The sequence below is a fragment of the Pseudomonas wayambapalatensis genome (genome assembly GCF_049942315.1).
GTDB lineage: Bacteria > Pseudomonadota > Gammaproteobacteria > Pseudomonadales > Pseudomonadaceae > Aquipseudomonas > Aquipseudomonas wayambapalatensis.
Genome location: NZ_JBNFMU010000184.1, coordinates 1 through 26,433 on the forward strand (window position 1 = coordinate 1; position 26,433 = coordinate 26,433).

Below are 26,433 nucleotides of genomic sequence, written 5' to 3' on the forward strand. Positions count from 1 at the left end.
GCGATCCTGTTCCTGCTGCGCAAGATGATCGACAGCGATGAGGCGGCGGGCTGATCGCGCCCTTCAACAAAACCCTCACCGTCGTTACCGGCCCTATCGCGGGGCAAGCCCGCTCCCACAGGTCCCCCACCGTTCTCGAGGGCAGTGATTAACCTGTGGGAGCGGGCTTGCCCCGCGATAGGGCCGGTAACGACGGTGAGGGTTTTGTTGAAGGGCGCGATCAGCCCGCCGCCTCGTCGCTGTCGATCATCTTGCGCAGCAGGAACAGGATCGCCACCCGCTCCCCGGCATTGAGGCTGCCCATACTCAGTTCGCTGATCTGCCGTGCGCAGGGAATCATCGCATCGAGCAGCGCCGAGCCGCTTTCGGTGAGCTCGACGATGACCTTGCGCCGGTCGTCCGGGTCTGGCGACAGTTGCACCAGTTCGCGCGCCTTGAGGCGCTCGACGATGCCACGGATGGTCGCCTGGTCCACGGCGGTGGCCTTGATCAGCTCGGCCTGGGAGCTGGGCCCGTGGTCGCGCAGGGCGCACAGGGTGACGAACTGGATCGAGGTGAGCTGCGGATCGCACGCTTGCTGCTGGAAGATCGCCGTATGCCGCTGGTACGCCTTGCGCAGCAGGTGGCCGATCTGTTCGGTGACGTCATACGGCGTGGTGTCGAGCGGGGTGGCAACGGGGGTGGTTTTCTTCGGCATGTGATGGCTTGGGCTGTGTGGGTTGGCTGGCCGGCCCCCGAAAGCGGAGCGCCGGGCCAGTATACCCGCTATCGGGCCTTGGACTCCTCGGGCGCGACCACCTCGCCGGCCAGCACCACGGGCTGGTCGTCCAGGTAGATATCGCAGTTGCGCAGCGGGATATCCAGGTGGCACGGGGTCTTGCGCTTGCCGCCGACCTCGGTGTTGGGGCCGGTGGAGAACAGGAAGTTGCCGTAGAAGGCGCGGGCGTCCATGCACATGCCGTCGTTGCGGTCGTGCAGGCCCATGGCGGTCCACTGTGCGCGGGGTTGCAGGCCCCAGCCGATGTGGGAGATGCCGTACACCTCGGGGTCGTTGAAGTACTTCATGTAGTCGCGCAGGTACTCGGCCTCGAAGCCGCCGTGGATACCGGTGATGAAGCCTTTCTCGATTTCCAGGGTGATGCGCTCGCGGCAGTAGTTCTTGAACGGCAGGATGATGTCGCCGACATCCAGCACCAGCGTGCCTTCGGCGCTGTCCTCGTTCGGCCAGGTGAACAGGAAGCCACTGGGCCAGTGGTCCCAGCGCCCTGGCTCGTCGGCGTAGCCGTATTCGGTGACCGCCGGATACTGGCCGAGCGGGGCGTGGAAGTCGCTGCCGGCCTTGGAGCGCACGTGCATGCTGCGCGCTTGCTTGAGCAGGGTCTCGGCGGCCAGCACGCGACGTTTGTCGTCCTCGGTGGGCAGCATGCGCGCCAGTACTTCCGGGGGTTCGACCGCCAGCAGGATGCGCGTGCCGGTCTTGAGGATCTGCTCCTGCTCGGGGGAGTGCAGCAGCATCATGGTGTCGACGATCAGGTCGGCCGCCTCCAGCGCCCGCTGGGCGGCGATGTTGCCGGTCAGCGCGGTGTCGCCGCAGTAGGCGGTCATGTCGTTGCCCATGGCGGTGGGATGGTTGAACGACGGCAGCTCCACCGCATAGACCTTGGCTTTCAGGCGCTGCGCCGCCTCCATCGCGGCGTTGACCGTGCGCGGATCGGAATAGTGGCTCTTGAGCACGGCGACGCTCTGGGTTTCGTCTACCCGGGACAGTTTCAGCACGTGTTCGAACATCTGGGTCAGCTCTGCATTGCTCACCGGCATGGGGGTTCTCCTGGTCAGGACTCAAGGGTCGAGCGGCTGCACCACGGCGGTGCCGGGCGCGTCATCTCGGTGCAAAACAATAGTGTGTACGCCATATTTGCTCAGATGAAAGCGCATCCCGTCGATAAGCGCAAGCGGTGCGATCAAACGTTACCTATCCACACATATTCCAATGTTTGCGGTAACAATGGCCGCGTTATCGCCATTGATCCGGGGCCGATAAAATATTTTGCGCTGCCTCTTCCAATTGAAAAAATAGAGCGTATGCACTCTAAATCGTCGAGCGGCCGAACCGCTGGCAACACATCAGAACAAGAGGAGACATACCCATGCGGGGTAGGCAGAAAATCGCAATCGTCGGTGCGGGTCTGGGTGGGGCGGCCGCCGCCACGTTGCTGCAGCAGGCCGGGTTCGACGTCGAGGTGTTCGAGCAGGCGCCGGAGTTCACCCGCCTCGGTGCGGGCATCCACATCGGCCCCAACGTGATGAAGATCTTCCGTCGCATGGGCCTCGAGCAGAAGCTGGAGCTGATGAGCTCGCACCCGGACTTCTGGTTCAGCCGCGACGGCAAGACCGGCGACTACCTGTCGCGCATCCCGCTGGGCGAGTTCGCTCGCCGCGAGTACGGCGCCTCGTACATCACCATCCACCGTGGCGACCTGCACGCCCTGCAGATCGAAGCGATCAAGCCGGGCACCGTGCATTTCGGCAAGCGCCTGGAAAAGATCGTCGACGAGGGTGACCAGGTGCGCCTGGACTTCGCCGACGGCACCCATACCGTGGCCGATATCGTCATCGGTGCCGACGGCATCCACTCGAAGATCCGCGAGGAACTGCTGGGCGTCGAAGCGCCGATCTACAGCGGTTGGGTCGCCCACCGTGCGTTGATTCGCGGCGACAAGCTCAAACAGCACGCGGACGTGTTCGAGGACTGCGTGAAGTGGTGGACCGACGATCGTCACATGATGGTCTACTACACCACCGGCAAACGCGACGAGTACTACTTCGTCACCGGCGTACCGCACGAGGCCTGGGACTTCCAGGGCCCGTTCGTGGACAGCAGCCAGGAAGAGATGCGCGCCGCCTTCGAGGGCTATCACTCGACGGTGCACAAGCTGATCGACGCTACCGAGTCCATCACCAAGTGGCCGCTGCGCAACCGCAACCCGCTGCCGCTGTGGAGCCGTGGCCGCCTGGTGCTGCTGGGCGATGCCTGCCATCCGATGAAACCGCACATGGCGCAGGGCGCCTGCATGGCCATCGAGGACGCGGCGATGCTGACTCGCTGCCTGCAGGAGACCGGGCTGTCCGACCACCGCACCGCCTTCGCCCTCTACGAGGCCAACCGCAAGGAGCGCGCCTCGCGGGTGCAGTCGGTGTCCAACGCCAACACCTTCCTCTACACCCAGGAAGACCCGGCGTGGGTCTATGGCTACGACCTGTACGGCCAGGAACTGAAAAGCGGGGAGGCGGCATGAGCAGCTTCGTCGCCGGCGGCAACGTCAGCGCCAACGGCATCCGCCAGCATTACCTGCGCTACGGCGGCAAGGGGCCGGCGCTGATCCTGGTGCCGGGGATCACCAGCCCGGCGATCACCTGGGGATTCGTCGCCGAACGCCTCGGTCAGCACTTCGACACCTATGTGCTGGATGTGCGCGGGCGTGGCTTGTCCTCCAGCGGCCCAGGCCTGGACTACGGCACCGACGCCTGCGCCGCAGACATTCCGGCCTTCGCCGCAGCGCTGGGGCTTGGCAGCTATCACCTGGTCGGTCATTCGATGGGCGCGCGCTTCGCCATCCGCGCTGCCGCCCAGGGCGCGCCGGGCCTGCAGCGCCTGGTGCTGATCGATCCGCCGGTGTCCGGCCCGGGCCGGCGCGAGTATCCCAGCAAGCTGCCGTGGTACGTCGATTCGATCCGCCAGGCCACGATCGGCATGACCGGTGAGGACATGCGTGCCTTCTGCGCTACCTGGAGCGACGAGCAACTGGCCCTGCGCGCCGAATGGCTGCACACCTGCCACCAGCCGGCGATCGTGCGGGCTTTCAACGATTTCCATGATGTGGATATCCATCAGGACCTGCCTGCCGTGCGCCAGCCGGCGCTGCTGATGGTGGCCGGGCGTGGCGGTGTGATCCAGGCACAGGACATCGCCGAGATCCGCGAACTCAAGCCGGACATCCAGGTGGTTCAGGTCGAAAACGCCGGCCACATGATTCCCTGGGACGACCTCGAAGGCTTCTTTGCCGCCTTCGGCGATTTCCTCGACCATTCCCTCGTCTGAAGGAGCACGAGACATGACCAAGCTGTACCGCATCGGCCAGATCGTGCCGAGTTCGAACACCACCATGGAAACCGAGATCCCGGCGATGCTCACCGCGCGCCAGGCGATCCGTCCCGAGCGCTTCACCTTCCACTCCAGCCGCATGCGCATGAAGCAGGTGAAGAAGGAAGAACTGGCGGCGATGGATGCCGAGTCCGATCGCTGCGCGGTGGAGTTGTCCGACGCCAAGGTCGATGTGCTGGGCTACGCGTGCCTGGTGGCGATCATGGCCATGGGGCTGGGCTATCACCGCCAGTCGGAGAAGCGCCTGCAGAAAGCCACCGCCGACAACGACGCGCTGGCGCCGGTGATCACCAGTGCAGGTGCCTTGGTCGAGGCGCTGCACGTCATGAAGGCCAAGCGTATCGCCATCGTCGCGCCCTACATGAAGCCGCTGACCGAGCTGGTGGTGAACTACATCCGTGAAGAGGGCTTCGAGGTTCAGGATTGGCGTGCGCTTGAGATCCCCGACAACCTCGCCGTGGCGCGCCATGATCCGGCCAACCTGCCGGGCATCGTCGCCGGCATGAACCTGGAGGGCGTCGATGTAGTGGTGCTGTCGGCCTGCGTGCAGATGCAGTCGCTGCCCGCCGTGGCCAAGGTCGAGGCACAGACCGGCAAGCCGGTGGTCACCGCAGCCATCGCCACCACCTACGCCATGCTCAAGGCGCTGGACCTGGAGCCTGTGGTTCCGGGGGCCGGTGCCCTGCTGTCGGGCGCCTACTGAAAACGGGAGACGAACATGAGCGACGCACAGAGCGCCCATGACAACTATCAGGGCGTGTGGGGCCAGCGCATCGGCTTCGGGCGCAAGGCGGCCCTGCTGATGATCGACTTCATGCAGGGTTACACCACCCCCGGTGCGCCGCTCTACGCCCCCGGTGTGGTGTCGGCCGTCGAGCAGGCCAGCGGCCTGCTGGCGCTGGCGCGGGACTGCGGTACTCTGGTGGTCCACACCAATATCCGCTACCAGCCCCCGCACTTTGCCGATGGTGGCGTGTGGGTGCGCAAGGCGCCAGTGATGAAGGACATGGTCGAGGGCAACCCACTGGCCGCCTTCTGCGAGGCGGTGATGCCGCAGGCGGATGAAGTGGTGCTGAGCAAGCAGTATGCGAGCGCCTTCTTCGGCACCAGCCTTGCACCGCTGTTGCATGCACAAGGGATCGACACCGTGGTGCTGGCCGGCTGCTCCACCAGCGGCTGTATCCGCGCCAGTGCGGTGGATGCGCTGCAGCACGGGTTCCGGACCATCGTGGTGCGCGAGTGCGTCGGCGATCGCCACAACGATCCGCACGAAGCGAACCTGTTCGACATCGACAGCAAGTACGGCGATGTCGTCAGCCGCCAGGAGGCCATGGAGCAACTGACGCGCCTGGCCGACTGAGCCGGACGCTTTGTACCCATAACAATCGAGGAACGGTGCAGGAACGCCCGTTCCATCGCCGTCCGCTGTGCGGACGGTCGCCCCGCAGGAGCACTCGGGGTCTTGTGACGCTGCCCTGGACAGCCGCCTGTAGTGTGCGGCGCTCTTGGAGCGTCGAAAACTGCTGGCCTAAAAACAACCACAAAGTCGCCGCCAGGAGACAAGAAATGCCAATTGCGAATGCAACCGCGGTCCACAGTGCAACCGACCATGGCACACAAGCGCTCTACCGCAAGATCACATGGAGGCTCATTCCTTTCCTGTGCTTCTGCTATCTCGCGGCCTATCTGGACCGCATCAACGTCGGCTTCGCCAAGCTGCAGATGCTCGAAGACCTGCAGTTCAGCACCGCAGCCTATGGCCTGGGTGCCGGACTGTTCTTCGTCGGCTACATCATCTTCGAGGTGCCGAGCAACCTGATCCTGGAGCGCGTCGGTGCCAAGCTCTGGATCGCACGGATCATGATCACCTGGGGCCTGCTGTCGGCCTGCACCATGTTCGTGTCCACCACCACCCAGTTCTACATCCTGCGCTTTCTGCTCGGGGCCGCCGAGGCGGGCTTCCTCCCGGGCGTGCTGTACTACCTGACCATGTGGTATCCGACTTACCGGCGTGGGCGCATCATCGCGCTGTTCATGATCGGCTTGCCGCTGTCGAGCGTGATCGGCGGGCCGATCTCTGGCTGGATCATGGGCCACTTCGACCAGGTCCACGGCCTGCATGGCTGGCAGTGGCTGTTCCTGCTCGAGGCGATCCCCAGCGTGTTGCTCGGCATCCTGACCTTCTGGGCCCTGCCGAACAATTTCCAGCAGGCCAAATGGCTGTCGGACGATGACAAGGCGCAACTGGCCAGCGACCTGGCTGCGGACGATGCCGAAGGCAAGGGCAGCAAGCACAGCTTCCGCGATGGCTTCTTCAACCTGAAGGTGTGGATGCTCGGTGGCATCGATTTCTCGATCCTGCTCAGTGCCTATGCCATGGGGTTCTGGATGCCGACCTTCATCCGCGATGCAGGCGTCAGCGACACCTTCCACATCGGCTTGCTCACTGCGATTCCGAGCCTGGCCGCGCTGCTCGGGATGCTGATGATCGGCGCCAGTTCCGACCGTCATCGCGAGCGTCGCTGGCACATCATCGTGCCGTTCATCATCGGCGCCATCGCCATGGCCAGCAGCACCTTGTTCAGCCAGAACCTGGTGATGACCGTGGCGCTGTTTGCCATCGCATCGGCGGCGATCATCGGCGCGGTGCCGGTGTTCTTCAGCCTGCCGGCGACCTTCCTCAAGGGCACTGCCGCGGCCACCGGTTTCGCCCTGGCCTGTTCGCTGGCCAATATCGCGGGCCTGGTGAGCAACTCGCTGATGGGCATCGTGACCGATCTCACCGGCACCTCCCATGCGGCATTGTGGGTGTTCGCCGGCTGCCTGATCCTGAGCTGCTTCCTGGTGATCGCGCTGCCCGCGAAGCTGGTCAACCGCTAGCGGTCGACCGCTTTTCGCAACGGTAGCTTGGCGGGCCCTGGCGCCCGCCTGATCCCTTCATCACGCCATCCGCACGTCGGCGGCCTTCAGGCTGCCGCGGTGGATCGCTGTTGCCCGAATCCAGGAGTCGCTCCCCATGCACGTACAGATTTCTCAACGTTTTTCATCGGCTACCCGACTGGCCGGTGGCTGTGTCGCCGCGGCGTTTTGCCTCGATGCTTCTGCCGAAGACAGCGGTTTCATCGAAGGCGCCCGCGCCACCTTGCAGGCGCGCAATTACTTCTTCAGCCGCGACTATGCGGATATCAAGGGCGCCAGCACCCAGTCGCGTACCCAGGAGTGGGCGCAGGGTTTCATCCTCAATGCCAGCTCCGGCTATACCCAGGGGACGGTGGGCGTCGGCCTCGATGTGACCGGGCTGCTCGGTTTCAAGCTCGACAGCAGCCCGGAGCATTCGAAGTCGGGGCTGCTGCCGAGCCTTGCCAGCGGCAAGTCGGCGGACGAATACAGCCGCCTGGGTGCGGCGATCAAGTTCAAGGTGTCGCAGACCGAGCTCAAGGTCGGTGAGCTGATGCCCAACCTGCCAGTGCTGTTGTTCAGCGACCTGCGCCTGCTGCCGCCGACGTACCAGGGGGCGATGCTCGAGTCCCGCGAGATCGCCGGGTTGACCTTGAACGCCGGCCAGTTCCGCTCCACCAGCCTGCGCGACTCGTCCAACAGCCAGAAGATGTACGCGCTGGTCAACGACCCGATCAACCCGTCGCGGCTGGCGCGCTTCACCAGCGACCGCTTCAACTACGTCGGCGCCGACTATGCCTTCAACGACAACCGCACCAGCGTCGGGGTGTGGCAGGCGCAACTGGAGGATATCTACCAGCAGCGGTTCTACAGCTTCAAGCACGCCGAGCCGGTGGGCGACTGGACGCTGGGTGTCAATGCCGGGTACTTCGATGCCCGCGAGGACGGCCGCAAGATTGCCGGTGACTACGACAACCATGCCTTGTTCAGCCTGTTCTCGGCCAAGACCGGCGGGCATACCTTCTATGTGGGCTACCAGCAGATCGGCGGCAAGGATGGCTTCATCCAGGTCGGGGCCAACACCAACCCGATGGGCAACACGCTGCCGACCTACGAGTTCTCGGCGCCAGGGGAACGTTCGTGGCAGGTGCGCCATGACTACAACTTCGTGGCCCTGGGCATTCCCGGCCTGACCTCGACCCTGCGCTATGTGAAGGGCGGGGATGTGGACACCGGGCTTGGTTTCGAAGGGCGTGACCGGGAGCGCGATCTGGACCTGGCGTATGTGGTGCAGAGCGGGCCGCTGGCCGGGCTGGGAGTGCGGGTGCGCAATGTCATGGCGCGGTCCAACTACCGGACCGACATCGATGAGAACCGGTTGATCCTGAGTTATACGGTGAAGTTGTTCTGATCGAGGTGTGCTGGGTCAGTACCGGCCTCTTCGCGGGCAAGTCGCAACGCAGAACCGCTCCCCCTGTGGGAGCGAGGGCTCGGCGCTCCGGCTTGTCCCGCGAATAAGACAACGCGCTGCATGGCACCGGCTTCGCCGGTGATCGCGGGACAAGCCCGCTCCCACAATTAACACCGCAGTATGCAGAAGTTGCAGAGCTCTTGTAGAGGCAACTGTCTTGCTCAAAATCTAAAGACCAGCCCAATCCCTGTGGGAGCGGGCTGGTCCCGCGAACACGGGCGTAGCCCGTGCCAGGCAGCGCGTCGTCTGCCTCGCGGGACAAGTCGAGGCGACGAGCCGCCGCTCCCACAGGCTAACTCAATCCCCAAGCCCAAGCCGCTCGACCAGCGCCGCCGCATACCCCGGCAATCCGGCAAAATCCCGTGCACACAGCTGCAGCCGACGATTGGCCCAGTCTTCCTCCAGGGCCACCCAGCGCAAGGGCAGCACCCCCTCCCAGCGTCTCACCGAGGCCAACGGCACCACGCCGACCCCGGCACCCCCGGCCACCATGCGGATCACACCGTCAAAACCTTCGGCCCGCACCCGTACCTGCATGCGCCGCCCGAGGCGCAGAGCCTGTTCTTCGAGGTGCAAGGCCAGTGCGCTGTCCGCATCCAGCCCCACATGGCCATGCACCAGGCTGTCGACGAAACGGGGCGCCGGGTGTCCAGCCAGCGGATGCGCCAGAGGCATGATCAGCACCAGCGGGTCTTCGCGAAACGGCCGCACCTGCAAGTGCTCGCTCGGTGCCGCGGTGGAAATGATGCCCAGGTCCGCAGTCCCCTGGGTGATCGCCTGCACGATGCGCAGGCTCGGCTGCTCCTGCACATCGACGCTGACGCCCGGGTACTCCACCAGGTATGCAGCCAGCAACTCCGGCAGGTACTCGGTCAGCGCCGCGGTATTGCACAGCAGGCGCACCTGCCCCTGTTGGCCCTGGGCGTACTGGCCGAGGTCGTATTGCAGCCGCTCGACCTGCTGGGCAATCAGCCGCGCATGCTGTAACAACGCCTGGCCCGCTGGCGTTGGCTGTACCCCTCGGCGGTTGCGCTCGAGCAAGGGGATGCCCAGCGAGGCTTCCATGGCACGGATGCGCGCACTGGCCGCTGGCAGCGAAAGATGGCTGCGACGGGCACCGGCGGTGATGTTGCCGCATTCGAGGGTATGACGGAAAAGGCTGAGGTCGATCAGGTCGAAATGCATGTGCCTCTGTCCTGGCAAGAGTCTGGCTGAGTATATGGCAGATTTTCACTGTGCTCGCTGCAGCCCAGGATAGCGCCATGAATACCTTTATCGCGTTGTATCAGAACATGGGGCCGGCATTGTCACTGCTGGTGATCATCACCTTTGCCATGGCCGGTGCGGTCAAGGGCGTGATCGGCCTGGGGATGCCGACCATCGCCATGGGCATGCTGGGGCTGGCTATGCCCCCGGCGCAGGCAGCGGCACTGCTGATCGTGCCCTCGACCCTTACCAACCTGTGGCAACTGGCCTCGGGCGGGCACTTGCGCGGGCTGCTCAAGCGCCTGGGCAGCATGTTGGTGATGATCGTCGCCGGTACGCTGCTGGGCAGCCTGTGGCTTGGCATCGACAGCGGCCCCTGGGCGGCGCATGCGCTCGGTGGTGCGCTGTTGATATATGCCCTTTACGGGCTGGTGGGGCCGGGCTTGCGCGTCCAGCCACAGTGGGAGTGCTGGCTGGGGCCGCTGTGCGGCCTGCTGACTGGTGTGGTGACGGCGGCAACCGGGGTGTTCGTGATACCGGGGGTGCCCTACCTGCAGGGGCTGGGCCTGGATCGTGACGCGCTGGTCCAGGCGATGGGCCTGTCGTTCACGGTCTCGACCCTTGCGCTGGCGCTGGGCCTGGCCGGGCAGGACGCGCTCGACGGCCCGGCCCTGGGTGCGTCATTGCTGATGCTGGCCCCCGCCTTGCTGGGCATGTTCGCCGGCACCTGGCTGCGCCAGCGCATCAGCGCGGCACAGTTCAGGCGCTGCTTCTTCGTGGGCCTGGCGCTGCTCGGCGGGCACCTGCTGATCAACGGCTAGCGGAGGAAGCGCTGAGCATCTCGATCATCTGGATATCGAAGTCGCGCTCCAGGTAGTCCATGCGCTTCTCGAAGAACGCGGCCATGTGCGGCAGGGCCGAGTGCACGTCGAGGGCGGCCTTGTCGGCCCAGACCTCGTAGAACACGAACAGGCTCGGGTCTTCCTTGTCGCGCAGCATGTGGTACTCGATGCAGCCGGGCTCCTGGCGGCTCGGTTCGACATAGGCGCGGAACAGGGTTTCGAAGGCTTCGGCCTTCTCAGGACGGGTCTTGGCTTTGAGGATGAAAGCGAACTGTTTACTCATCGCGATTGCCTTTACGGGGGAAAGTGAGCAGATTGTATTGCAATAATCTGATGTCTATTCGTGACTTTAAGGCAAATGTATTTTGCCGCCAGCCGGCTTTTTCCTGCGCCTGCGACTGCCTAATCTGCCGCCATCACTTTTGACTCGGTCGGCAGGCGTCCTTGCCTCGGACCGACCCAGACCTACGAGGCTCCCCATGAAAAAGATTCTTCTACTCAACGGCGGCAAACAGTTCGCTCATTCCGACGGCCGCCTGAACCGCACCCTGCACGAGGCCGCGCTGGCCTATCTGGACCGCGCCGGTTTCGACGTGCAGCAGACCTTCATCGACGGTGGCTATGACGTCAAGGAAGAGGTGCAGAAATTCCTCTGGGCGGACGTGGTCATCTACCAGATGCCGGGTTGGTGGATGGGCGCGCCCTGGACCGTGAAGAAGTACGTCGATGAGGTCTTCACCGAAGGCCACGGCAGCCTGTATGCCAGCGATGGTCGCACCCGTTCCGATGCCTCGCAGAAGTACGGCAGTGGCGGGCTGATCCAGGGCAAGCAGTACATGCTCTCGTTGACCTGGAACGCGCCGCAGCAGGCTTTCGACGATCCGACCGACTTCTTTGAAGGCAAGGGTGTGGATGCGGTGTATTTCCCGTTCCACAAGGCGAATCAGTTCCTTGGCATGACCGGCCTGCCGACCTTCCTGGCGGTGGATGTGATGAAGCGCCCGGATGTACCGGCAGCGCTGGCGGCGTACGAAGCGCACCTGAGCAAGGTGTTCGGCAAGGCTGAGTGACGAGGCGGCCACACTTGCGCCGTGACCGCCCAGCAGCTATCAATCAGCACTACCCCAAGCCCAAGGCCACCGCGTGAAAACCCGATCCGAAGAACTCCAGGTATTCGTCGCCGTCATCGACTGCGGTTCGATCTCCGCCGCCGCCGAGCAGATGGGCCAGACCCCGTCGGCGGTCAGTCGCACCCTGTCGCGCCTGGAGGGCAAGCTTGGGACCACGCTGGTCAATCGCACCACCCGGCGCATGGACCTGACCGAAGAAGGGCGTTTCTTCCTCGAGCGTTCGCGGGTCATCCTCGAACAGATGGACGACATGGAAGAGCGCCTGTCGATGAACCGCCAGACCCCGTCCGGGCGTCTGCGGATCAACGCCGCCGCGCCGTTCATGCTGCATGCCATCCTGCCGTGGATCGGCGAGTTTCGCCGCCAGTACCCCGGCATCGAACTCGAGCTCAATACCGACGACCTGATCATCGACCTGCTGGAACAGAGCACCGATGTGGCCATTCGCATCGGTGAACTGGCCGATTCCAGCCTGCACGCGCGCTCGCTGGGGTGCAGCCCCGTGCAGGTGCTCGCCAGCCCGGATTACCTGGCCCGGCGCGGTACACCGCAGAAGGTCGAAGACCTCAGCACGCACTGCCTGCTGGGGTTCAGCGCACTTGAGACGCTCAATCAGTGGCCGTTGCGCCATGCCCAGGGGGACCGCTGGGCGATCCGTCCGGCGATCCTCGCCTCCAGCGGCGAGACCTTGCGCCAGCTGGCACTGGCCGGTGAAGGCATCGTCAGCCTGTCACATTTCATGACCCACGAAGACATTCGTGCCGGTCGGCTGCAGGTGGTGCTGGCCGAGGCCAACAACGGCTATCGCCAGCCGATCCACGCGGTTTACTACCGCAACACCCAACTGGCGCTGCGCATCCAGTGCTTCCTCGATTTCATCCAGCGCAAGCTATCGATGTACGCCTGCTGAGTTACCTGAACGCGACAGATTTGCCCAAAGACGCCTCCTTTCCTGTGTGCCGTTTGCTTAGTCGCAACGCTTGAGCCTTAAATGAGTGCTCGACAAAAACAACACCAAGGAAGTGTCATGCGTATCGTCATGTTCCAGTCCCTGGCCCTCGGGGCCGCGATCCTGAGCTGTTCTTCCGCCTATGCCGTGACACTCGAAGGTGGCGCGGTGGCGGCGCCCGATCAATATGGCGCACAGGTAGCCGCCGACATTCTCAAGAAAGGCGGCAACGCGGTGGATGCCGCGGTCGCCACTGCGTTCACCCTGGCGGTCACCTACCCCGAAGCCGGCAACATCGGCGGCGGTGGCTTCATGACCCTGTTCGTCGACGGCAAGCCGTACTTCCTCGACTACCGTGAAGTCGCGCCCAAGGCCGCCACGCGCAACATGTACCTGGACGACAAGGGCGAGGTCATCGAGAACCTCAGCCTGGTCGGCGTACGCGCTGCTGGCGTGCCTGGCACGGTGATGGGCCTGTGGGAGGCGCACCAGAAGTTCGGCAAGCTCAAGTGGAGCGAGCTGCTCACCCCGGCCATCGGCTATGCGCAGAACGGCTTCAAGATCGCGCAGAAGCAGTACCAGTACCGCGACGATGCCCAGGGCCTGTTCAAGACCGCCACCAACTTCAACGACTACTTCGGCAGCATGAAGGTCGGCGAGCTGTTCAAGCAGCCCGAGCTGGCCAAGACCCTGGAACGCATCGCCGACAAGGGCGTCAGCGAGTTCTACCAGGGCAAGACCGCCGACTTGCTGGTGGCGCAGATGCAGGCCGACAAGGGCCTGATCACCAAGGAAGACCTGAAGGACTACAAGGCCGTGTGGCGCGACCCGATCGCCATCGACTGGCGCGGCAATGTGGTCTACACCGCGCCACCGCCAAGCTCTGGTGGCGTCGCCCTGGCTCAGCTGTTGGGCATCAAGGAAGACCGTGCGGCCGACTTCAAGGGTGTCGAGCACAACTCGGCCAAGTACATCCACCTGCTGGCCGAGATCGAGAAGCGTGTGTTCGCCGACCGCGCCGACTACCTGGGCGACCCGGCCTTCACCAAGGTGCCGGTCAAGGAGCTGGTGGCCAAGGACTACCTGGCCAAGCGCGCGGCGCAGGTCAACCCCAAAGCGATCTCCGCTACCGACCAGGTCAAGCCGGGCCTGGAGCCGCACCAGACAACACACTTCTCCATCGTCGACAAGCAGGGTAACGCGGTGAGCAACACCTACACCCTGAACCTCGACTATGGCAGCGGCGTGGTGGTCAAGGGTGCGGGCTTCCTGCTCAACGACGAGATGGACGATTTCAGCGCCAAGCCTGGAGCGGCCAACGCCTTTGGCGTGGTGGGTGGTGATGCCAATGCCATCGAGCCGGGCAAGCGTATGCTCTCGTCCATGAGCCCAAGCCTGGTCACCCGCGACGGCAAGCTGACCCTGGTGCTCGGCACGCCGGGTGGTTCGCGGATCTTCACCTCGATCTTCCAGGTGATGAACAACCTGTACGACTATGGCATGCCGCTGGAAAAAGCCGTGGCCGCCCAGCGTGTGCACCACCAGCTGCTGCCCAAGGACACCATCTATTTCGACAGCTATGCACCGCTCGAAGGGCAGGTGGCAGAGGATCTGAAAAAAATGGGCTACGTGCTTGAGGACCAAGGCTGGGAGATGGGCGATATCCAGGCGATCCGGGTCACCGGCGAGAAGCTCGAGACCGCGTCCGATCCGCGCGGGCGGGGGGTTGGGTTGATCGTCAAGTAATACCGTGCAAGCCCGCTTCCACAGGTATCCCACCGCGCTCAACGGCAGTGGGATACCTGGAGGTTCTTCAAACGCGGAAGTGGCTGACCATCGTCTGCAACTGCCCACCCAGCCGCGCCAGCTCCACGCTTGACGCTGCTGTCTCCTCACTAGCCGCCGCCGTCTGCTCCGACACATCGCGCACATTCATGATGCTGCGGCCGATCTCGTCGGCCACGGCGCTCTGCTGCTCTGCCGCAGCGGCAATCTGCTGGTTCATCGCCTGAATTCCCGACACAGTGCGGGTGATGCTGGCCAATGAGGTGCCAGCCTTGCGGGCCAGTTCCACGCTGCTGTCGGTCAGCCCGCTGCTGCCTTGCATGGCGGTGGCCACGCGCTGGGTGCCGTTCTGCAGGCTGGCGACCAGTTCTTCGATCTCTTCGGTGGACTTCTGCGTGCGCTGGGCCAGGGCCCGGACCTCATCGGCGACCACCGCAAAGCCGCGCCCGGCTTCACCGGCACGCGCCGCTTCGATGGCGGCATTCAGTGCCAGCAGGTTGGTCTGCTGGGCCACCGACTTGATCACGTCCATGACGCTGCCGATCTTCTGGCTTTCCTGTTGCAGCAGGTTCATCGCCTCGGTGGAGTGCTGTACTTCAGCGGCCAGGCGTTCGATCTGGCCGATGGCCTCGTTCACCACCCTGTCACCGGCACGGGCCTCGCCATCGGCCTGCGTGGCGGCTTGGGATGCCTGCTCGGCATTGCGTGCGACTTCCTGCACGGTCGCGGTCATCTCGTGCATGGCGGTGGCGACCTGATCGGTTTCGACCTTCTGATTGTTGACTCCGGCACTGGTCTGTTCGGTCACTGCCGACAGTTCCTCGGCGGCGCTGGCGATCTGGGTGACGCCGTCGCGGATACCGGTGATCAGTGCGCGCAGGGTGTCGCCCATGCCCGCGATGCCCTGCTGCAGGGCACCGAGTTCGTCACGGCGGGTGATTTGCAGGCGCTGGGTGAGGTCGCCTTCGGCGATCTTCTTCACCACTTCGAGGGTTTCCTGCAAGGGGCGGGTGATCTGGCGGGTGATGATCACGGCGCCGAGCAGGCCGAACACCAGCGCCAGCAGCGCCACGCCGAGTTGCAGGTTGCGCGCCTGGGCGGTATCGACATCGCGCCTGCCAAGTTCGATCTTGTACAGCTCGTCGCTGCGCTTGGTGATCTGCGCCTGCTCCTCGATCATTTCCTGGCGTGCCGTGGCGATCGCCGCCCGGGCGTCGCGTACCTGCTGCTCGGCGTCGGGTTTGCTGGCGATGGTGCGGTAGCCCTGGCGCATCTTGTCCAGCGAGGCGCGGTACTGGTCGATGTAGGTGGCCTGTTCGCGCAGCAGTTGCAGGCTCTGGGGATGGTCGAAGCTGGCGAGCAGTTCCTGCTTGTGCTGGTCGAAGGTGTCCAGGCGGGCTTGCACGGTGGTGGCGGCGCTTTCGTCGCCGTCGGCGAGCATGTATTGCAGGCGTGCCACGCGCAGGTTGTTCAGGTGCGTGTTGAACTGGGTGATCTGCCCCATAGAGTTGCTGCGTGCGACGAGGTTTTCCAGGCTGTTCCAGCCGGTCAAGGCCAGTGCGGTGGTGAGTAGAAGGACCAGGCTGAAGCCCAGCATCAGTTTGAGTTTGACGCTGATGTTGGCAAACCAGTTGCTCATGGAGGTTCCCCGGGGAAAGCGCCTGCTCGCGGGACTTCGCGTCATTCGGCTTTTGTTTTTGTGATGGGCCCTCCTTTGCCGCAGAAGAGATATCGGCAATATTTGCAGGAGCTGAAACGCCATTCAGCAGATTTTTTGGGGGAAGGATGGGGGCCGCGACGCGGCCCCGGAAGGCGTGTGGTCAGACGCGGAAATGGCTGACCAGGGTTTGCAACTGCCCACCCAGCCGCGCCAGCTCGACGCTGGAGGCCGCCGTCTCGTCGCTCGCAGCGGCGGTCTGTTCGGACACATCGCGTACGCTGAGGATGCTGCGGCTGATCTCTTCGGCCACGGCACTCTGCTGCTCTGCGGCGGCGGCGATCTGCTGGTTCATCGACTGGATGCCCGATACGGTGCTGGTGATGTTCTCCAGCGACGCGCCGGCCTTGCGTGCCAGTTCCACGCTGCTGTCGGTCAGGGTGCGGCTGCCGAGCATGGCGTTGGCCACCTGCTGTGTGCCGTTCTGCAGGCTGGCGACCAGCTCTTCGATCTCTTCGGTGGACTTCTGCGTGCGCTGCGCCAGGCCACGCACTTCGTCGGCGACCACGGCGAACCCACGTCCCGCCTCACCGGCGCGAGCCGCTTCGATGGCAGCGTTGAGCGCCAACAGGTTGGTCTGTTCGGCCACTGACTTGATCACGTCCATGACACTGCCGATCTTCTGGCTTTCCTGTTGCAGCAGGTTCATCGCTTCGGTGGAGCGGTTGACCTCGGCGGCCAGGCGCTCGATCTGGTTGATCGCCTCGCCCACCACTTTGTCGCCGGCACGGGCTTCGCCGTCGGCGTTGGTCGCTGCAAGCGACGCCTGTTCGGCGTTGCGCGCGACTTCCTGCACGGTGGCAGCCATTTCGTGCATGGCGGTAGCGACCTGGTCGGTCTCGACCTTCTGGCTGTTGGCACCGGCGCTGGTCTGCTCAGTCACCGCCGACAGCTCCTCGGCCGCACTGGCGATCTGGGTAACACCGTCACGGATGCCGCTGATGAGGTCACGCAGGGTCGTACCCATGCGCGCAATACCTTGCTGCAGCACGCCCAGCTCGTCGCGGCGAGTGACCTGCAGGTTGTGGGTCAGGTCGCCACCGGCGATCTTCTCCACCACGGCGAGGGTCTCGCGCAGCGGGCGAGTGATCTGGCGGGTGATGATCACGGCGGCGAGTACGCCGATGAGCAGGGCCAGCAGCGTCGCGCCGATCTGCAGGGCGCGGGCCTCGGCACTTTCGATGTCACGGCGTTCGAGCTGGATCTTGTAGAGGGCGTCACTGATCTTGACGATATCGCCACCCTGGGTGGTCATCTCCTGGCGTGCCAGGGCGATCTGCGAGATGGCATCGCGGAACTGGCGCACCGAATCACCATACGCGCGCACGGCGACGTCGAATGCCTGGATACGCGTGCCGTCGTTCGGCAACTGGCGCTTGAGGCCGTCGATTTCGGTCAGGGCCAGGTCGAGCTGGCGCAGGGCGGCCTGTTCGTTGGCGTTGCTCGGATCTGAGATGTAGTTGCGCACGTCCAGGCGTACCTGGGTCAGCTGTTGGCGAGCCTTGCTGACGGTCAGGTACTGTTGCAGGCGGCTGGCATCGCTTTCCTCGCGGGTCAGCACATCGTTGCCGATGGCGGCGACGGCTTCCACGGCCTTGGTGCCGTTCTGGTTCATGCTGTCGCGGGCGCCAAGGGTGGTCTTGTAGGCGGCACGCATCTTGTCCAGCGATACGCGGTACTGGTCGATGATACCGCCCAGCTCGCGCAGCAGCTTGACGTTTTCCGGGCTCTTGAAGGTGGTTACCAGGTGCTGCTGCTGTTTGTTGAAGATATCCAGCTTGGTCAGCACGTTGGCTGCCGCGGTGTCGTCGCCGTCGGTCAGCATGTATTGCAGACGCGCCACGCGCAGGTTGGTCAGGTCAGTGTTGAGGCGGGTAATGTCGCTCATCCAGTTGCTGCGATTGATGAGGCTGCCCAGGCTGGTCCAACTGGCCAGGGCCAGCAGGCTGGTCAATACCAGGACCAGGCCGAAGCCCAGACCGAGTTTGAGGTTCACGCTCTTGTCGGCAAACCATCTGTTCATGCACGCTCTCCAGAAAATGTGTCTTGCAAAATCTCACGTCGCCGGGCGTTGTTCTTATAGGGGCCAGCTGATGGGTCCATGGGGTTATCGGCCGAATCGGCTGTCGCTGAAACGTTTTTCAGCAGAAAAATGACCCATTGGTCGTATTGCGTTCTGGAGGGGCTCTGCTACGCCCGTTGCAGGGGGGCGTTACAGATTGCGTGCGCTGAAGGTGTCGCAGCGGTTCAGGTCGCCGCTGGCAAAGCCAGCCTTGAACCAGCGTACCCGCTGCGCCGAGGTGCCATGGGTGAAGGAGTCGGGCACCACGCGTCCCTGACCCTGTTGCTGCAGGCGGTCGTCGCCGATGGCGTTGGCGGCGTTGAGCGCCTCTTCGACATCGCCGGGCTCCAGCCAGTTGAGGCGTTTCTGCGCCTGGTAGGCCCAGACACCAGCCAGGCAGTCGGCCTGCAGTTCCTGGCGTACCAGCAGGCCATTGTCGCCTTCCAGGCGCTGGCCGCTGCGGCGCGCGGCATCGACCTTGGCCGAGACGCCGAGCAGGGTCTGCACGTGGTGACCAATCTCGTGGGCGATCACGTAGGCCTGGGCGAAGTCGCCGGCGGCGGCGAAGCGGGTTTCCATTTCACGGAAGAACGACATGTCCAGGTACACCCGCTGGTCAGCCGGGCAATAGAAGGGGCCGACCGCCGAGGAGGCGAAGCCGCAGGCGGAGTTGACCTGGCCGCTGAACAGCACCAGCTTGGGATCGCGGTACTGCTTTCCGGCCTGGGCGAACAGGGCTTTCCAGGTATCCTCGGTGTCGCCGAGGATCGAGGCGACGAACTCGGCCTGTTGGTCATTGGCCGGTGGAGCCTTGCCGCCAGCGCCGCTGGGCGCTGCCTGCTGCTGCTCCATCTGGCCGGCGAGCTGGCCGAGGATCTGCAGCGGATCCTGGCCGGTGAGCCAGCCGATGCCGACGATCAGCAGCACGGCACCCAGCCCCAGGCCCTTGCCACCGCCGAAGCGCATCCCACCGCCACCGCCTTCGCCGCGTGCATCCACTACATTGTCGCTGCGTCGGCCTTTTCGCCAGTCCATAGAAGTTCTCCGCTGTGAGGGTCGTGTCTGGCTGAAGGGCCGTGGGGCTCTGCGCAGCCAGCAACGCAGTCCATCCAGAATAGTCCAGCGCTTCAGATCGGGAGGTCTGGTGAAAAGTTGCATAACCAAATGGTTATGTCTGGCGCGCATGTTTTCAGTTTTCGCCCTGCGCGACCTGCCGGAAACTGCACGTCCGCCTGCCACGCACAGGTGGTTCGAACAATTCCAAGAGAGGAAAACGGCATGCCCGCCCAGGACACCAGCCGCTTCGTGATCCGTGATCGCAACTGGCACCCCAAGGCCTTCACGCCTGATTACAAGACATCCATCGCCCGCTCGCCGCGCCAGGCGCTGGTGAGCATTGCGCAGTCGGTCAGCGAAAGCACCGGCCCGGATTTTTCCCACCTGCGCTTCGGCGAGCACGACCATGACCTGTTGCTGAACTTCAACAATGGTGGCCTGCCGATTGGTGAGCGCATCATCATCGCCGGGCGGGTCGTCGACCAGTACGGCAAGCCGGTGCCCAATACTCTGGTGGAGATGTGGCAGGCCAACGCTGGTGGTCGCTACCGCCACAAGAACGACCGCTACCTGGCCCCGCTCGATCCGAACTTCGGTGGCGTCGGTCGCTGCCTGACCGACCGTGACGGCTACTACAGCTTCCGCACCATCAAGCCCGGCCCCTACCCCTGGCGCAACGGCCCCAACGATTGGCGTCCGGCGCACATCCACTTCTCCATCAGCGGCCCTTCGATTGCCACCAAGCTGATCACCCAACTGTATTTCGAAGGTGACCCGCTGATTCCGATGTGTCCGATCGTCAAGTCGATCGCCAACCCGGACGCGGTGCAGCGCCTGATTGCTCGGCTCGACATGAGCCACGCCAACCCGATGGACTGCCTGGCCTACCGCTTCGACATCGTGCTGCGTGGCCAGCGCCAGACCCACTTCGAGAATCGCTGAGGAGATCCGTCATGCCTATCGAACTGCTGCCGGAAACCCCCTCGCAGACTGCCGGCCCCTATGTGCACATCGGCCTGGCCCTGGAAGCGGCTGGTAATCCGACCCGCAATCAGGAAATCTGGAACCGTCTGGCTCGTCCGCAGGCCCCGGGCGAGCACATCCTGCTGATTGGCCAGGTGTACGATGGCAATGGCCATCTAGTGCGCGATTCCTTCCTCGAGGTGTGGCAGGCCGATGCCAACGGCCAGTACCAGGACGTGTTCAACCTGGAGAACGCCTTCAACAGCTTCGGCCGGACCGCCACCACCTTCGATGCGGGTGAGTGGACCCTGCACACGGTCAAGCCAGGTGTGGTGAACAATGCCGCCGGGGTGCCGATGGCACCGCACATCAACATCAGCCTGTTCGCCCGGGGGATCAACATCCACCTGCATACCCGCTTGTATTTCGATGACGAGGCCGAGGCCAACGGCAAGTGTCCGGTGCTCAACCTGATCGAGCAGCCGCAGCGGCGCGAGACACTGGTCGCCAAGCGCTGTGAGGTGGATGGCAAGACAGCCTATCGGTTCGACATTCGCCTCCAGGGGGAAGGGGAGACGGTGTTCTTCGATTTCTGAAGGGCGCTACTCAACAAAAATGGGCGTAGCGTCAGGCGCTACGCCCAAAACAGGAGCGGTGCGGTTACAACGGGGTGTTACTTCTTGACCGGCTTCAGGTCGAACTTGTCAGCCTGGTACTGGAACAGCAGGCAATCTGCTGCAGCGGTGCAGCCGCTCTCGTGAACCAGGTCGGCGGGCAGCTTGTAGTACGAACCTGCCGGGAATTCGGTGCGCTTGCCATCGATCACGGCATAGAAGGTCCCGTCGAGTACTACGGTCGGCAGGGTCTCGGTGTGCTGGTGCAGGCCGTTGTCGACGCCCTTCTTGAACTTCACGTAGGCCGAGTACGGGCCCTCGCCAAAGATGTCGCCTTCGACGTTGGCGTAGCTGACCGCGCCCTTGGTGTTCGGCACGTCCTGCCATTTGAGTTCGGCGCTGTTCGGGACAGAGACCAGTTTGGTTTCGACGGCCTGCGCGGTAAGGGCGAGGGTGCCCAGGGCGAGGCCGGCAATCAGGGTGTGCAGTGCTTTCATGGAGAGGCTCCTTCGCCGATCAATGTGAGTGAGCGAAGGTTAACCAGATGTTCTAAGCACAAATACGGCACAAGCTAGCCATGACTTGTGCTTTTTTTGCACCAATCAATCTTCCCAGCGCGGCGTTCCGTAGTAGTGCTGCACGTAGTCGAGCAGTGCGCGTACCTTCGGTGCCAGATATCGGCTCTGCGGGTAGACGGCATACAGGCTGCGCCCCGGCAATCGCCAATCGGCCAGCACCGGCACCAGGCGCCCGTCGCGCAAGGCGTCATGCACGATGAAACGGTCGAAGCTGGCGATACCCAAGCCACCGATGGCGGCTGCACGCAGGGCCATGGGCGAGTTGGCGCTCAGCCGCCTGGGCATCAGCACGTCCTGCTGGGCACCTTGCGGACCGCTGAGCTGCAGGCGCTGGGGATGGGTGAGGCGGCTGTAGCCAAGTAGCGGATGGTCCTTCAGTGCGTCGGGCGTGGTGGGTGTGCCTTGGCGTTCGAGGTAGCCCGGTGCGGCCACCAGCATGACCGGGCTGGGCGCCAGCAGGCGTGCGACCAGGCTGGAGTCGGGCAGGTGGTCGGTGATCCGCAGGCAGACATCCACTTCCTCCTCGATCAGGTCGACGAAGCGATCGGTGCAACTGAGCTCGATCTGCAGGTGCTCGTACCGTGCCGCGAAATCCGGCAGCCAGTGGCCCAATTCGAGTTCTCCGAACGCGGTGGCAACGCTCAGGCGCAATGTGCCAGTGGGCTGTTGCTGGTGCTCGGACAGCTCCAGGTTCATGGCCTGCATCTGTTCGAGAATCAACACGCAGTGGCGGTAGAACAGCATGCCCGCTTCGGTGGGTTGCAGGCTGCGGGTGGTGCGGTTGAGCAGTTGCGTGCCGAGTTCGCGCTCGAGGTTCTTCACCTGGCGCGACAGCACGGTGTGAGACACGCCCGCCTGATGGGCGGCGGCGCTGAAACTGCCGAGGTCGACGACTCGGCGGAAGGTCTGCATGGCGCTCAATTGGTCCATCGGCACATCGCTCCTTGGGTGCGTGCGGCGGGGTCTGCTCGACCCCGCAGTGCGCGGATCAGCGCCTGACCAGCAGGACCCCGCTTTCCATGTGATGGGTGTAGGGGAACTGGTCGAACAGCGCGCAGCGTTCGATACGGTGGCTATCGTGCAGTTGGGCGATGTTCTGCGCCAGCGTCTCGGGGTTGCAGGAGATGTACAGGATGCGCTCGAAACGTCGGGTCAGCTCGCAGGTGTCCGGGTCCATGCCGGCGCGCGGTGGGTCGACGAAAACGGTGCCGAAGTCGTAGCTTTTCAGGTCGATGCCTTCCAGACGACGGAATGGGCGAACCTCATTCAGCGCCTCGGTCAGTTCCTCGGCCGACAGGCGCACCAGACGTACGTTGTCGATGCCGTTTTCGTCGAGGTTGTGCAGGGCGGCGTTGACCGAGGTCTTGCTGATCTCGGTGGCCAGCACCTGGCGCGCGCGGGTGGCCAGGGGCAGGGTGAAGTTGCCGTTGCCGCAGTACAGCTCCAGCAGGTCGTCGCTGCGCTCGCCCATCGCCTCGCAGGCCCAGCCGAGCATCTTCTGGTTCACCGCGCCGTTGGGCTGGGTGAAGGCGCCTTCAGGCTGGCGGTAGCTGAAGGTGCGGCCGGCGATATCGAGTTTCTCCACGGCATAGTCACGACCGATCACCACGCGCTTGCCCTTGGAGCGACCGATCACGCTGACGCCCAGTTGCGCGGCCAGTTGCTGCGCGGCGGCTTCCCAGGCCTGGTCGAGCGGGCGGTGATAGCACAGGGTGACCATGGCATCGCCAGCCAGTGTGGTCAGGAACTCGACCTGGAACAGACGATTGCTCAGGTCTTCGTTGCCCTGCCAGGCGGCCTTCAGGCGGGGCATCAGGTCATTGATGCGCTGGCTGGCGATAGGGAAGTCGTCGATCAGAATTGCCTTGTGCTTTTCGCCCGGGGCGAACATCGCGTAGTGGCGTTGACCCTCTTCGCGCCACAGGCGGAACTCTGCGCGCAGGCGATAGTGCTCGCGCGGCGACTCGAACACTGCAGGTTGCGGTGCATCGAAGGGCGCCAGCAGCTCGCGCAGGCGCTCGACCTTGGCCTGCAGTTGGGTCGTGTATTGCGAAGGGTCGAAGACGGCACTCATGCGTTGAACCAGCCCAGCTTGATGACGAACAGAATGGACAGGATCACCAGGGCCGGGTTCAGGTCGCGGTGACGACCGGAGATCAGCTTGATGGCGGTCCAGGCGATGAAGCCGAAGGCGATGCCGTTGGCAATCGAATAGGTCAGTGGCATGGCCAGGGCGGTGACCACCACCGGCGCGGCCTCGGTGACGTCGTCCCAGTTGATCTCGGCCAGGCCCGAGGCCATCAGCACGGCAACGAACAGCAGTGCCGGCGCGGTGGCGTAGGCCGGCACGCTACCGGCCAGGGGCGCGAAGAACAGGGCCAGCAGGAACAGCACGGCCACCACGATGGCGGTCAGGCCGGTGCGTCCGCCGGCACTCACGCCTGCGGCCGATTCGATATAGCTGGTGGTGGTCGAGGTGCCCAGCAGCGAGCCGGCCATGGCTGCGGTGCTGTCAGCGATCAGCGCACGGCCCATTTTCGGCATGTGGCCGTCCTTGCCCATCAGCCCGGCGCGCTTGGCCACGCCGATCAGGGTGCCGGAGTTGTCGAACAGGTCGACGAACAGGAAGGCGAAGATCACGCTGATCAGCCCGACGTCCAACGCGCCCTTGATGTCCAGTTGCAGGAAGGTCGGGGCCAGCGACGGCGGCATGGAAACGATGCCGCCGAACTGGCTGGCCCCCACCAGGATCGACACCACGGTCACGGCGAGGATGCCGATCAGCACGGCGCCGCGCACTTTCAGCGACTCTAGGCCGACGATGAGGAAGAAACCGAGGGTGGCAAGGATCGGTGCAGGCTGCTTGAGGTCGCCCAGGCCCACCAGGGTGGCCGGGTTATCGACGACGATGCCAGCGTTGTGCAGGGCGATCAGCGCCAGGAACAGGCCGATGCCCGCAGCGATCGCCGAGCGCAGCGGCAGCGGGATGCTGTTCACGATCCACTCGCGGATACGGAAGATCGACAGCAGGAAGAACAGCACTGCCGAGAGGAATACCGCGCCCAGTGCCACCTGCCAGGTGTGGCCCATGTGCAGGACCACGGTGTAGGTGAAGAAGGCGTTCAGGCCCATGCCCGGAGCGAGGGCGATCGGGTAATTGGCGATCAGGCCCATGGTGACCGAGCCGATGGCCGCGGCCAGGCAGGTGGCGACGAAGATCGCGCCCTTGTCCATGCCGGTTTCGCCGAGGATGCTCGGGTTGACGAACAGGATGTAGGCCATCGCCAGGAAGGTGGTGACGCCCGCGAGGATCTCGGTGCGCACGTTGGTGTTGTGTGCTTTTAGTTGAAACAGCCTTTCCAGCATGCCTGCTCCCATGGCGCCGCGGCGCCGTGAATGTATTCGACCCCATCAGCAAAGCACAGACCGTACCGGTTGCCGTGGTTTTGTGGGGGCGGAAAAAAGCCGCGCATCATACCAGCATGGGGGGCGGGGGCCTATGGCTGTTGGTCTTTGTGGCGTGGCGCCCGCTGTCGGCGCGGCCTGGTGCCGCGAAAGGGCTGCCAGGCAGCCCCATGAAGACTAATGCGGATTGTGCATGCGGTCGCGGTTGGCCAGGGTCGGGAACAGCTTCATCCACACGCCAGTGACCACCAGCGTGCCCACGCCACCCAGCACCACCGCCGGAACTGTGCCAAACCAGTGCGCAGTGACCCCGGATTCGAACTCGCCGAGCTGATTCGAGGCGCCGATGAACAGCCCGTTCACCGCGCTGACCCGGCCGCGCATTTCATCCGGTGTCTCCAACTGCACGAAAGCACTGCGGATGACCATGCTGATCATGTCCGCCGCGCCCAGTACCACCAGCACCGCCAGCGAGAACCAGAACGAGGTCGACAGGCCGAAGGCGATGGTCGCCACGCCGAACACACCCACGGCGGTGAACATGGTCCGGCCGACCTTGCGCTCCACCGGGAAGCGCGCCAGCCACAGCGACATCAACAAGGCGCCCACCGCCGGGGCCGAGCGCAGCAGGCCCAGGCCCCAGGCGCCGGTGAGCAGGATATCCTTGGCGAACACCGGCAGCAGCGCCGTGGCACCGCCCAGCAGCACGGCGAACAGGTCAAGCGAGATGGCGCCGAGGATGTCCGGGCGACTGCGGATGAAGCGGATGCCGGCCAGCAGCGACTCCAGGCTGGCACGGCCGCGTTGAGGTGTTTGCTGGCGCGAATCGAGGGTGAGCATCAGCAGGCAGGCGATGGCGTACAGCAATACGGTCGGGCCATACACCCAGATGCTGCCGAAGGCGTACAGCAGGCCGCCGACCGCCGGGGCGACGATGGTCGCTGCCTGGGTCGCCGACGCCGACGCAGCGACGGCGCGCGGGAACAGCCCCGGCGGCACCACGTTGGGCAGCAGTGCCTGGGTTGCGGGCATCTCGAAGGAGCGAGTGGCACCGAGCAGGAACGCCAGCACGAAGATCAGTTCGCGGGTGACGCTGTCGGTGGCACTGCCCAGCGCCAGGGCCAGGGCGATGAGCCCTTGCAGGCACTGGCACAGGGCGGCGACCTTGCGCCGGTCGTAGCGGTCTGCCACATGCCCGGTGTGCAGCATGAACAGCACCCGGGGGGCAAACTCGACCAGGCCGACCAGGCCCAGGTCCAGGACGTTGCCGGTGAGCTGGTAGAGGTGCCAGCCGATGGCCACGGTGAGCATCTGGAAGCCGCTGGCGGTGAAGACCCGCGCAAGCCAGAAGGCGATGAAAGGACGGTGGTGACGCAACAGCGACGGTGCGGACTCAGACATCAGGGGCCAACGGCAGCGGAGGGAGGGGGCTGCAGATTAGCATTTACTTGTAACAAATGGTTGCGGGCTGTTGGGCAATAGCCTGGGTAGCCGCTCCCATTGTAGGAGCGGGTTTACCCGCGAAAACGACACCGCGCTGCCTGGCACGGGCTACGCCCGTGTTCGCGGGACCAGTCGGGGCGCCGAACCGCCGC

Annotated in this window: 24 protein-coding genes; 12 read left to right on the forward strand and 12 right to left on the reverse strand. The window is 64.3% G+C overall.

Going from position 1 to position 26,433, the window contains the following annotated elements; translation table 11 throughout:
- Positions 1-220: 220 nt before the first annotated feature.
- Positions 221-697 carry a MarR family winged helix-turn-helix transcriptional regulator gene (locus ACPZMI_RS14065; RefSeq protein WP_186669336.1) on the reverse strand — a complete coding sequence of 159 codons (477 nt, stop codon included), beginning with the start codon at positions 695-697 and terminating at the stop codon, positions 221-223.
- A gap of 68 nt (positions 698-765) precedes the next feature.
- Positions 766-1,818: a 2,5-dihydroxypyridine 5,6-dioxygenase gene (locus ACPZMI_RS14070; protein WP_186669337.1), complete on the reverse strand. Its 1,053-nt coding sequence runs from the start codon at positions 1,816-1,818 to the stop codon at positions 766-768.
- Positions 1,819-2,147: 329 nt separating this feature from the next.
- On the opposite strand from ACPZMI_RS14070, the gene nicC reads away from it, so the two are divergent.
- From nicC to ACPZMI_RS14100, 6 genes are all read left to right on the forward strand, one after another.
- Positions 2,148-3,296, forward strand: coding sequence for a 6-hydroxynicotinate 3-monooxygenase (gene nicC / locus ACPZMI_RS14075; RefSeq protein ID WP_186669339.1), 1,149 nt, complete (start codon positions 2,148-2,150; stop codon positions 3,294-3,296).
- Entirely contained in the window at positions 3,293-4,099 is an 807-nt protein-coding gene (gene nicD / locus ACPZMI_RS14080; protein ID WP_426352466.1) for an N-formylmaleamate deformylase, read from the forward strand. Before nicC ends, nicD begins: the two co-directional genes overlap by 4 nt.
- A 13-nt stretch (positions 4,100-4,112) precedes the next feature.
- Positions 4,113-4,865 carry a maleate cis-trans isomerase family protein gene (locus ACPZMI_RS14085; RefSeq protein ID WP_054892653.1) on the forward strand — a complete coding sequence of 251 codons (753 nt, stop codon included), beginning with the start codon at positions 4,113-4,115 and terminating at the stop codon, positions 4,863-4,865.
- Between the two features lie 15 nt (positions 4,866-4,880).
- Complete coding sequence (locus ACPZMI_RS14090) at positions 4,881-5,522, forward strand: N-carbamoylsarcosine amidohydrolase (RefSeq protein ID WP_186669343.1); 642 nt, start codon at positions 4,881-4,883, stop codon at positions 5,520-5,522.
- Between the two features lie 206 nt (positions 5,523-5,728).
- Positions 5,729-7,042, forward strand: a complete 1,314-nt coding sequence (locus tag ACPZMI_RS14095) for an MFS transporter (protein ID WP_186669345.1) — start codon at positions 5,729-5,731, stop codon at positions 7,040-7,042.
- Between the two features lie 136 nt (positions 7,043-7,178).
- A complete protein-coding gene (locus tag ACPZMI_RS14100; protein ID WP_426352467.1) occupies positions 7,179-8,471 on the forward strand; it encodes an OprD family porin in 1,293 nt (430 codons plus the stop codon).
- Between the two features lie 357 nt (positions 8,472-8,828).
- Here the strand turns inward: ACPZMI_RS14100 and ACPZMI_RS14105 are convergent, their stop codons facing one another.
- Positions 8,829-9,716, reverse strand: a complete 888-nt coding sequence (locus tag ACPZMI_RS14105; RefSeq protein WP_426352468.1) for a LysR family transcriptional regulator — start codon at positions 9,714-9,716, stop codon at positions 8,829-8,831.
- 77 nt (positions 9,717-9,793) lie between these two features.
- Between ACPZMI_RS14105 and ACPZMI_RS14110 the strand changes: the two genes are divergently transcribed.
- Entirely contained in the window at positions 9,794-10,558 is a 765-nt protein-coding gene (locus ACPZMI_RS14110; protein WP_186669349.1) for a sulfite exporter TauE/SafE family protein, read from the forward strand.
- Here ACPZMI_RS14110 and ACPZMI_RS14115 read toward each other — a convergent pair.
- Complete coding sequence (locus tag ACPZMI_RS14115; protein ID WP_426352469.1) at positions 10,548-10,862, reverse strand: putative quinol monooxygenase; 315 nt, start codon at positions 10,860-10,862, stop codon at positions 10,548-10,550. The two genes, ACPZMI_RS14110 and ACPZMI_RS14115, sit on opposite strands and share 11 nt — an antisense overlap.
- A 196-nt stretch (positions 10,863-11,058) precedes the next feature.
- On the opposite strand from ACPZMI_RS14115, the gene mdaB reads away from it, so the two are divergent.
- The 3 genes from mdaB to ggt all read left to right on the forward strand — a co-directional run bounded on the left by mdaB (position 11,059) and on the right by ggt (position 14,404).
- Positions 11,059-11,649, forward strand: coding sequence for an NADPH:quinone oxidoreductase MdaB (gene mdaB, locus ACPZMI_RS14120; RefSeq protein ID WP_186669353.1), 591 nt, complete (start codon positions 11,059-11,061; stop codon positions 11,647-11,649).
- A gap of 73 nt (positions 11,650-11,722) precedes the next feature.
- On the forward strand, positions 11,723-12,619 hold the full coding sequence (locus tag ACPZMI_RS14125) for a LysR family transcriptional regulator (protein ID WP_426352470.1): 897 nt from the start codon (positions 11,723-11,725) through the stop codon (positions 12,617-12,619).
- A 117-nt stretch (positions 12,620-12,736) separates the two neighbouring features.
- On the forward strand, positions 12,737-14,404 hold the full coding sequence (ggt, locus tag ACPZMI_RS14130; protein ID WP_426352471.1) for a gamma-glutamyltransferase: 1,668 nt from the start codon (positions 12,737-12,739) through the stop codon (positions 14,402-14,404).
- A 67-nt stretch (positions 14,405-14,471) separates the two neighbouring features.
- On the opposite strand, the gene ACPZMI_RS14135 is transcribed toward ggt, so the two are convergent.
- From ACPZMI_RS14135 to ypfJ, 3 genes are all read right to left on the reverse strand, one after another.
- A complete protein-coding gene (locus tag ACPZMI_RS14135) occupies positions 14,472-16,205 on the reverse strand; it encodes a methyl-accepting chemotaxis protein (protein ID WP_426352472.1) in 1,734 nt (577 codons plus the stop codon).
- 58 nt (positions 16,206-16,263) lie between these two features.
- Positions 16,264-18,183 carry a HAMP domain-containing methyl-accepting chemotaxis protein gene (locus ACPZMI_RS14140; RefSeq protein WP_426352473.1) on the reverse strand — a complete coding sequence of 640 codons (1,920 nt, stop codon included), beginning with the start codon at positions 18,181-18,183 and terminating at the stop codon, positions 16,264-16,266.
- Positions 18,184-18,372: 189 nt separating this feature from the next.
- Positions 18,373-19,257, reverse strand: a complete 885-nt coding sequence (gene ypfJ / locus ACPZMI_RS14145) for a KPN_02809 family neutral zinc metallopeptidase (RefSeq protein WP_426352474.1) — start codon at positions 19,255-19,257, stop codon at positions 18,373-18,375.
- 243 nt (positions 19,258-19,500) lie between these two features.
- On the opposite strand from ypfJ, the gene pcaH reads away from it, so the two are divergent.
- Positions 19,501-20,220 (forward strand): protocatechuate 3,4-dioxygenase subunit beta, encoded by a 720-nt coding sequence (pcaH, locus tag ACPZMI_RS14150; RefSeq protein WP_186669370.1) that lies wholly within the window; start codon positions 19,501-19,503, stop codon positions 20,218-20,220.
- A gap of 11 nt (positions 20,221-20,231) precedes the next feature.
- On the forward strand, positions 20,232-20,837 hold the full coding sequence (pcaG, locus tag ACPZMI_RS14155) for a protocatechuate 3,4-dioxygenase subunit alpha (protein WP_426352475.1): 606 nt from the start codon (positions 20,232-20,234) through the stop codon (positions 20,835-20,837).
- Positions 20,838-20,914: 77 nt separating this feature from the next.
- Here pcaG and ACPZMI_RS14160 read toward each other — a convergent pair whose 3' ends face one another.
- The 5 genes from ACPZMI_RS14160 to ACPZMI_RS14180 all read right to left on the reverse strand — a co-directional run bounded on the left by ACPZMI_RS14160 (position 20,915) and on the right by ACPZMI_RS14180 (position 26,239).
- Positions 20,915-21,352, reverse strand: coding sequence for a cupin domain-containing protein (locus tag ACPZMI_RS14160; RefSeq protein ID WP_186669374.1), 438 nt, complete (start codon positions 21,350-21,352; stop codon positions 20,915-20,917).
- 105 nt (positions 21,353-21,457) lie between these two features.
- Positions 21,458-22,363 (reverse strand): LysR family transcriptional regulator, encoded by a 906-nt coding sequence (locus tag ACPZMI_RS14165; RefSeq protein ID WP_186711786.1) that lies wholly within the window; start codon positions 22,361-22,363, stop codon positions 21,458-21,460.
- Between the two features lie 58 nt (positions 22,364-22,421).
- Positions 22,422-23,507: a tRNA (uridine(54)-C5)-methyltransferase TrmA gene (trmA, locus tag ACPZMI_RS14170; RefSeq protein WP_186669377.1), complete on the reverse strand. Its 1,086-nt coding sequence runs from the start codon at positions 23,505-23,507 to the stop codon at positions 22,422-22,424.
- Positions 23,504-24,799 carry an NCS2 family permease gene (locus ACPZMI_RS14175; RefSeq protein WP_054892635.1) on the reverse strand — a complete coding sequence of 432 codons (1,296 nt, stop codon included), beginning with the start codon at positions 24,797-24,799 and terminating at the stop codon, positions 23,504-23,506. Before ACPZMI_RS14175 ends, trmA begins: the two co-directional genes overlap by 4 nt.
- A 216-nt stretch (positions 24,800-25,015) precedes the next feature.
- Positions 25,016-26,239, reverse strand: coding sequence for an MFS transporter (locus tag ACPZMI_RS14180; RefSeq protein ID WP_426352476.1), 1,224 nt, complete (start codon positions 26,237-26,239; stop codon positions 25,016-25,018).
- Between the last annotated feature and the right edge of the window lie 194 nt (positions 26,240-26,433).

Coding starts and splice junctions, on each gene's coding strand:
- ACPZMI_RS14095 (WP_186669345.1), top strand. CDS start 5,729: ATGCCAATTGCGAATGCAACCGCGGTCCACAGTGCAACCGACCATGGC.
- ACPZMI_RS14175 (WP_054892635.1), bottom strand. CDS start 24,799: ATGCTGGAAAGGCTGTTTCAACTAAAAGCACACAACACCAACGTGCGC.
- nicD (WP_426352466.1), top strand. CDS start 3,293: ATGAGCAGCTTCGTCGCCGGCGGCAACGTCAGCGCCAACGGCATCCGC.
- ACPZMI_RS14115 (WP_426352469.1), bottom strand. CDS start 10,862: ATGAGTAAACAGTTCGCTTTCATCCTCAAAGCCAAGACCCGTCCTGAG.
- ACPZMI_RS14105 (WP_426352468.1), bottom strand. CDS start 9,716: ATGCATTTCGACCTGATCGACCTCAGCCTTTTCCGTCATACCCTCGAA.
- ACPZMI_RS14065 (WP_186669336.1), bottom strand. CDS start 697: ATGCCGAAGAAAACCACCCCCGTTGCCACCCCGCTCGACACCACGCCG.
- ACPZMI_RS14165 (WP_186711786.1), bottom strand. CDS start 22,363: ATGGACCAATTGAGCGCCATGCAGACCTTCCGCCGAGTCGTCGACCTC.
- ACPZMI_RS14135 (WP_426352472.1), bottom strand. CDS start 16,205: ATGGCGTTTCAGCTCCTGCAAATATTGCCGATATCTCTTCTGCGGCAA.
- ACPZMI_RS14085 (WP_054892653.1), top strand. CDS start 4,113: ATGACCAAGCTGTACCGCATCGGCCAGATCGTGCCGAGTTCGAACACC.
- trmA (WP_186669377.1), bottom strand. CDS start 23,507: ATGAGTGCCGTCTTCGACCCTTCGCAATACACGACCCAACTGCAGGCC.
- ACPZMI_RS14090 (WP_186669343.1), top strand. CDS start 4,881: ATGAGCGACGCACAGAGCGCCCATGACAACTATCAGGGCGTGTGGGGC.
- ypfJ (WP_426352474.1), bottom strand. CDS start 19,257: ATGGACTGGCGAAAAGGCCGACGCAGCGACAATGTAGTGGATGCACGC.
- pcaH (WP_186669370.1), top strand. CDS start 19,501: ATGCCCGCCCAGGACACCAGCCGCTTCGTGATCCGTGATCGCAACTGG.
- ACPZMI_RS14160 (WP_186669374.1), bottom strand. CDS start 21,352: ATGAAAGCACTGCACACCCTGATTGCCGGCCTCGCCCTGGGCACCCTC.
- ACPZMI_RS14180 (WP_426352476.1), bottom strand. CDS start 26,239: ATGTCTGAGTCCGCACCGTCGCTGTTGCGTCACCACCGTCCTTTCATC.
- ACPZMI_RS14110 (WP_186669349.1), top strand. CDS start 9,794: ATGAATACCTTTATCGCGTTGTATCAGAACATGGGGCCGGCATTGTCA.
- ACPZMI_RS14100 (WP_426352467.1), top strand. CDS start 7,179: ATGCACGTACAGATTTCTCAACGTTTTTCATCGGCTACCCGACTGGCC.
- nicC (WP_186669339.1), top strand. CDS start 2,148: ATGCGGGGTAGGCAGAAAATCGCAATCGTCGGTGCGGGTCTGGGTGGG.
- mdaB (WP_186669353.1), top strand. CDS start 11,059: ATGAAAAAGATTCTTCTACTCAACGGCGGCAAACAGTTCGCTCATTCC.
- ggt (WP_426352471.1), top strand. CDS start 12,737: ATGCGTATCGTCATGTTCCAGTCCCTGGCCCTCGGGGCCGCGATCCTG.
- pcaG (WP_426352475.1), top strand. CDS start 20,232: ATGCCTATCGAACTGCTGCCGGAAACCCCCTCGCAGACTGCCGGCCCC.
- ACPZMI_RS14070 (WP_186669337.1), bottom strand. CDS start 1,818: ATGCCGGTGAGCAATGCAGAGCTGACCCAGATGTTCGAACACGTGCTG.
- ACPZMI_RS14140 (WP_426352473.1), bottom strand. CDS start 18,183: ATGAACAGATGGTTTGCCGACAAGAGCGTGAACCTCAAACTCGGTCTG.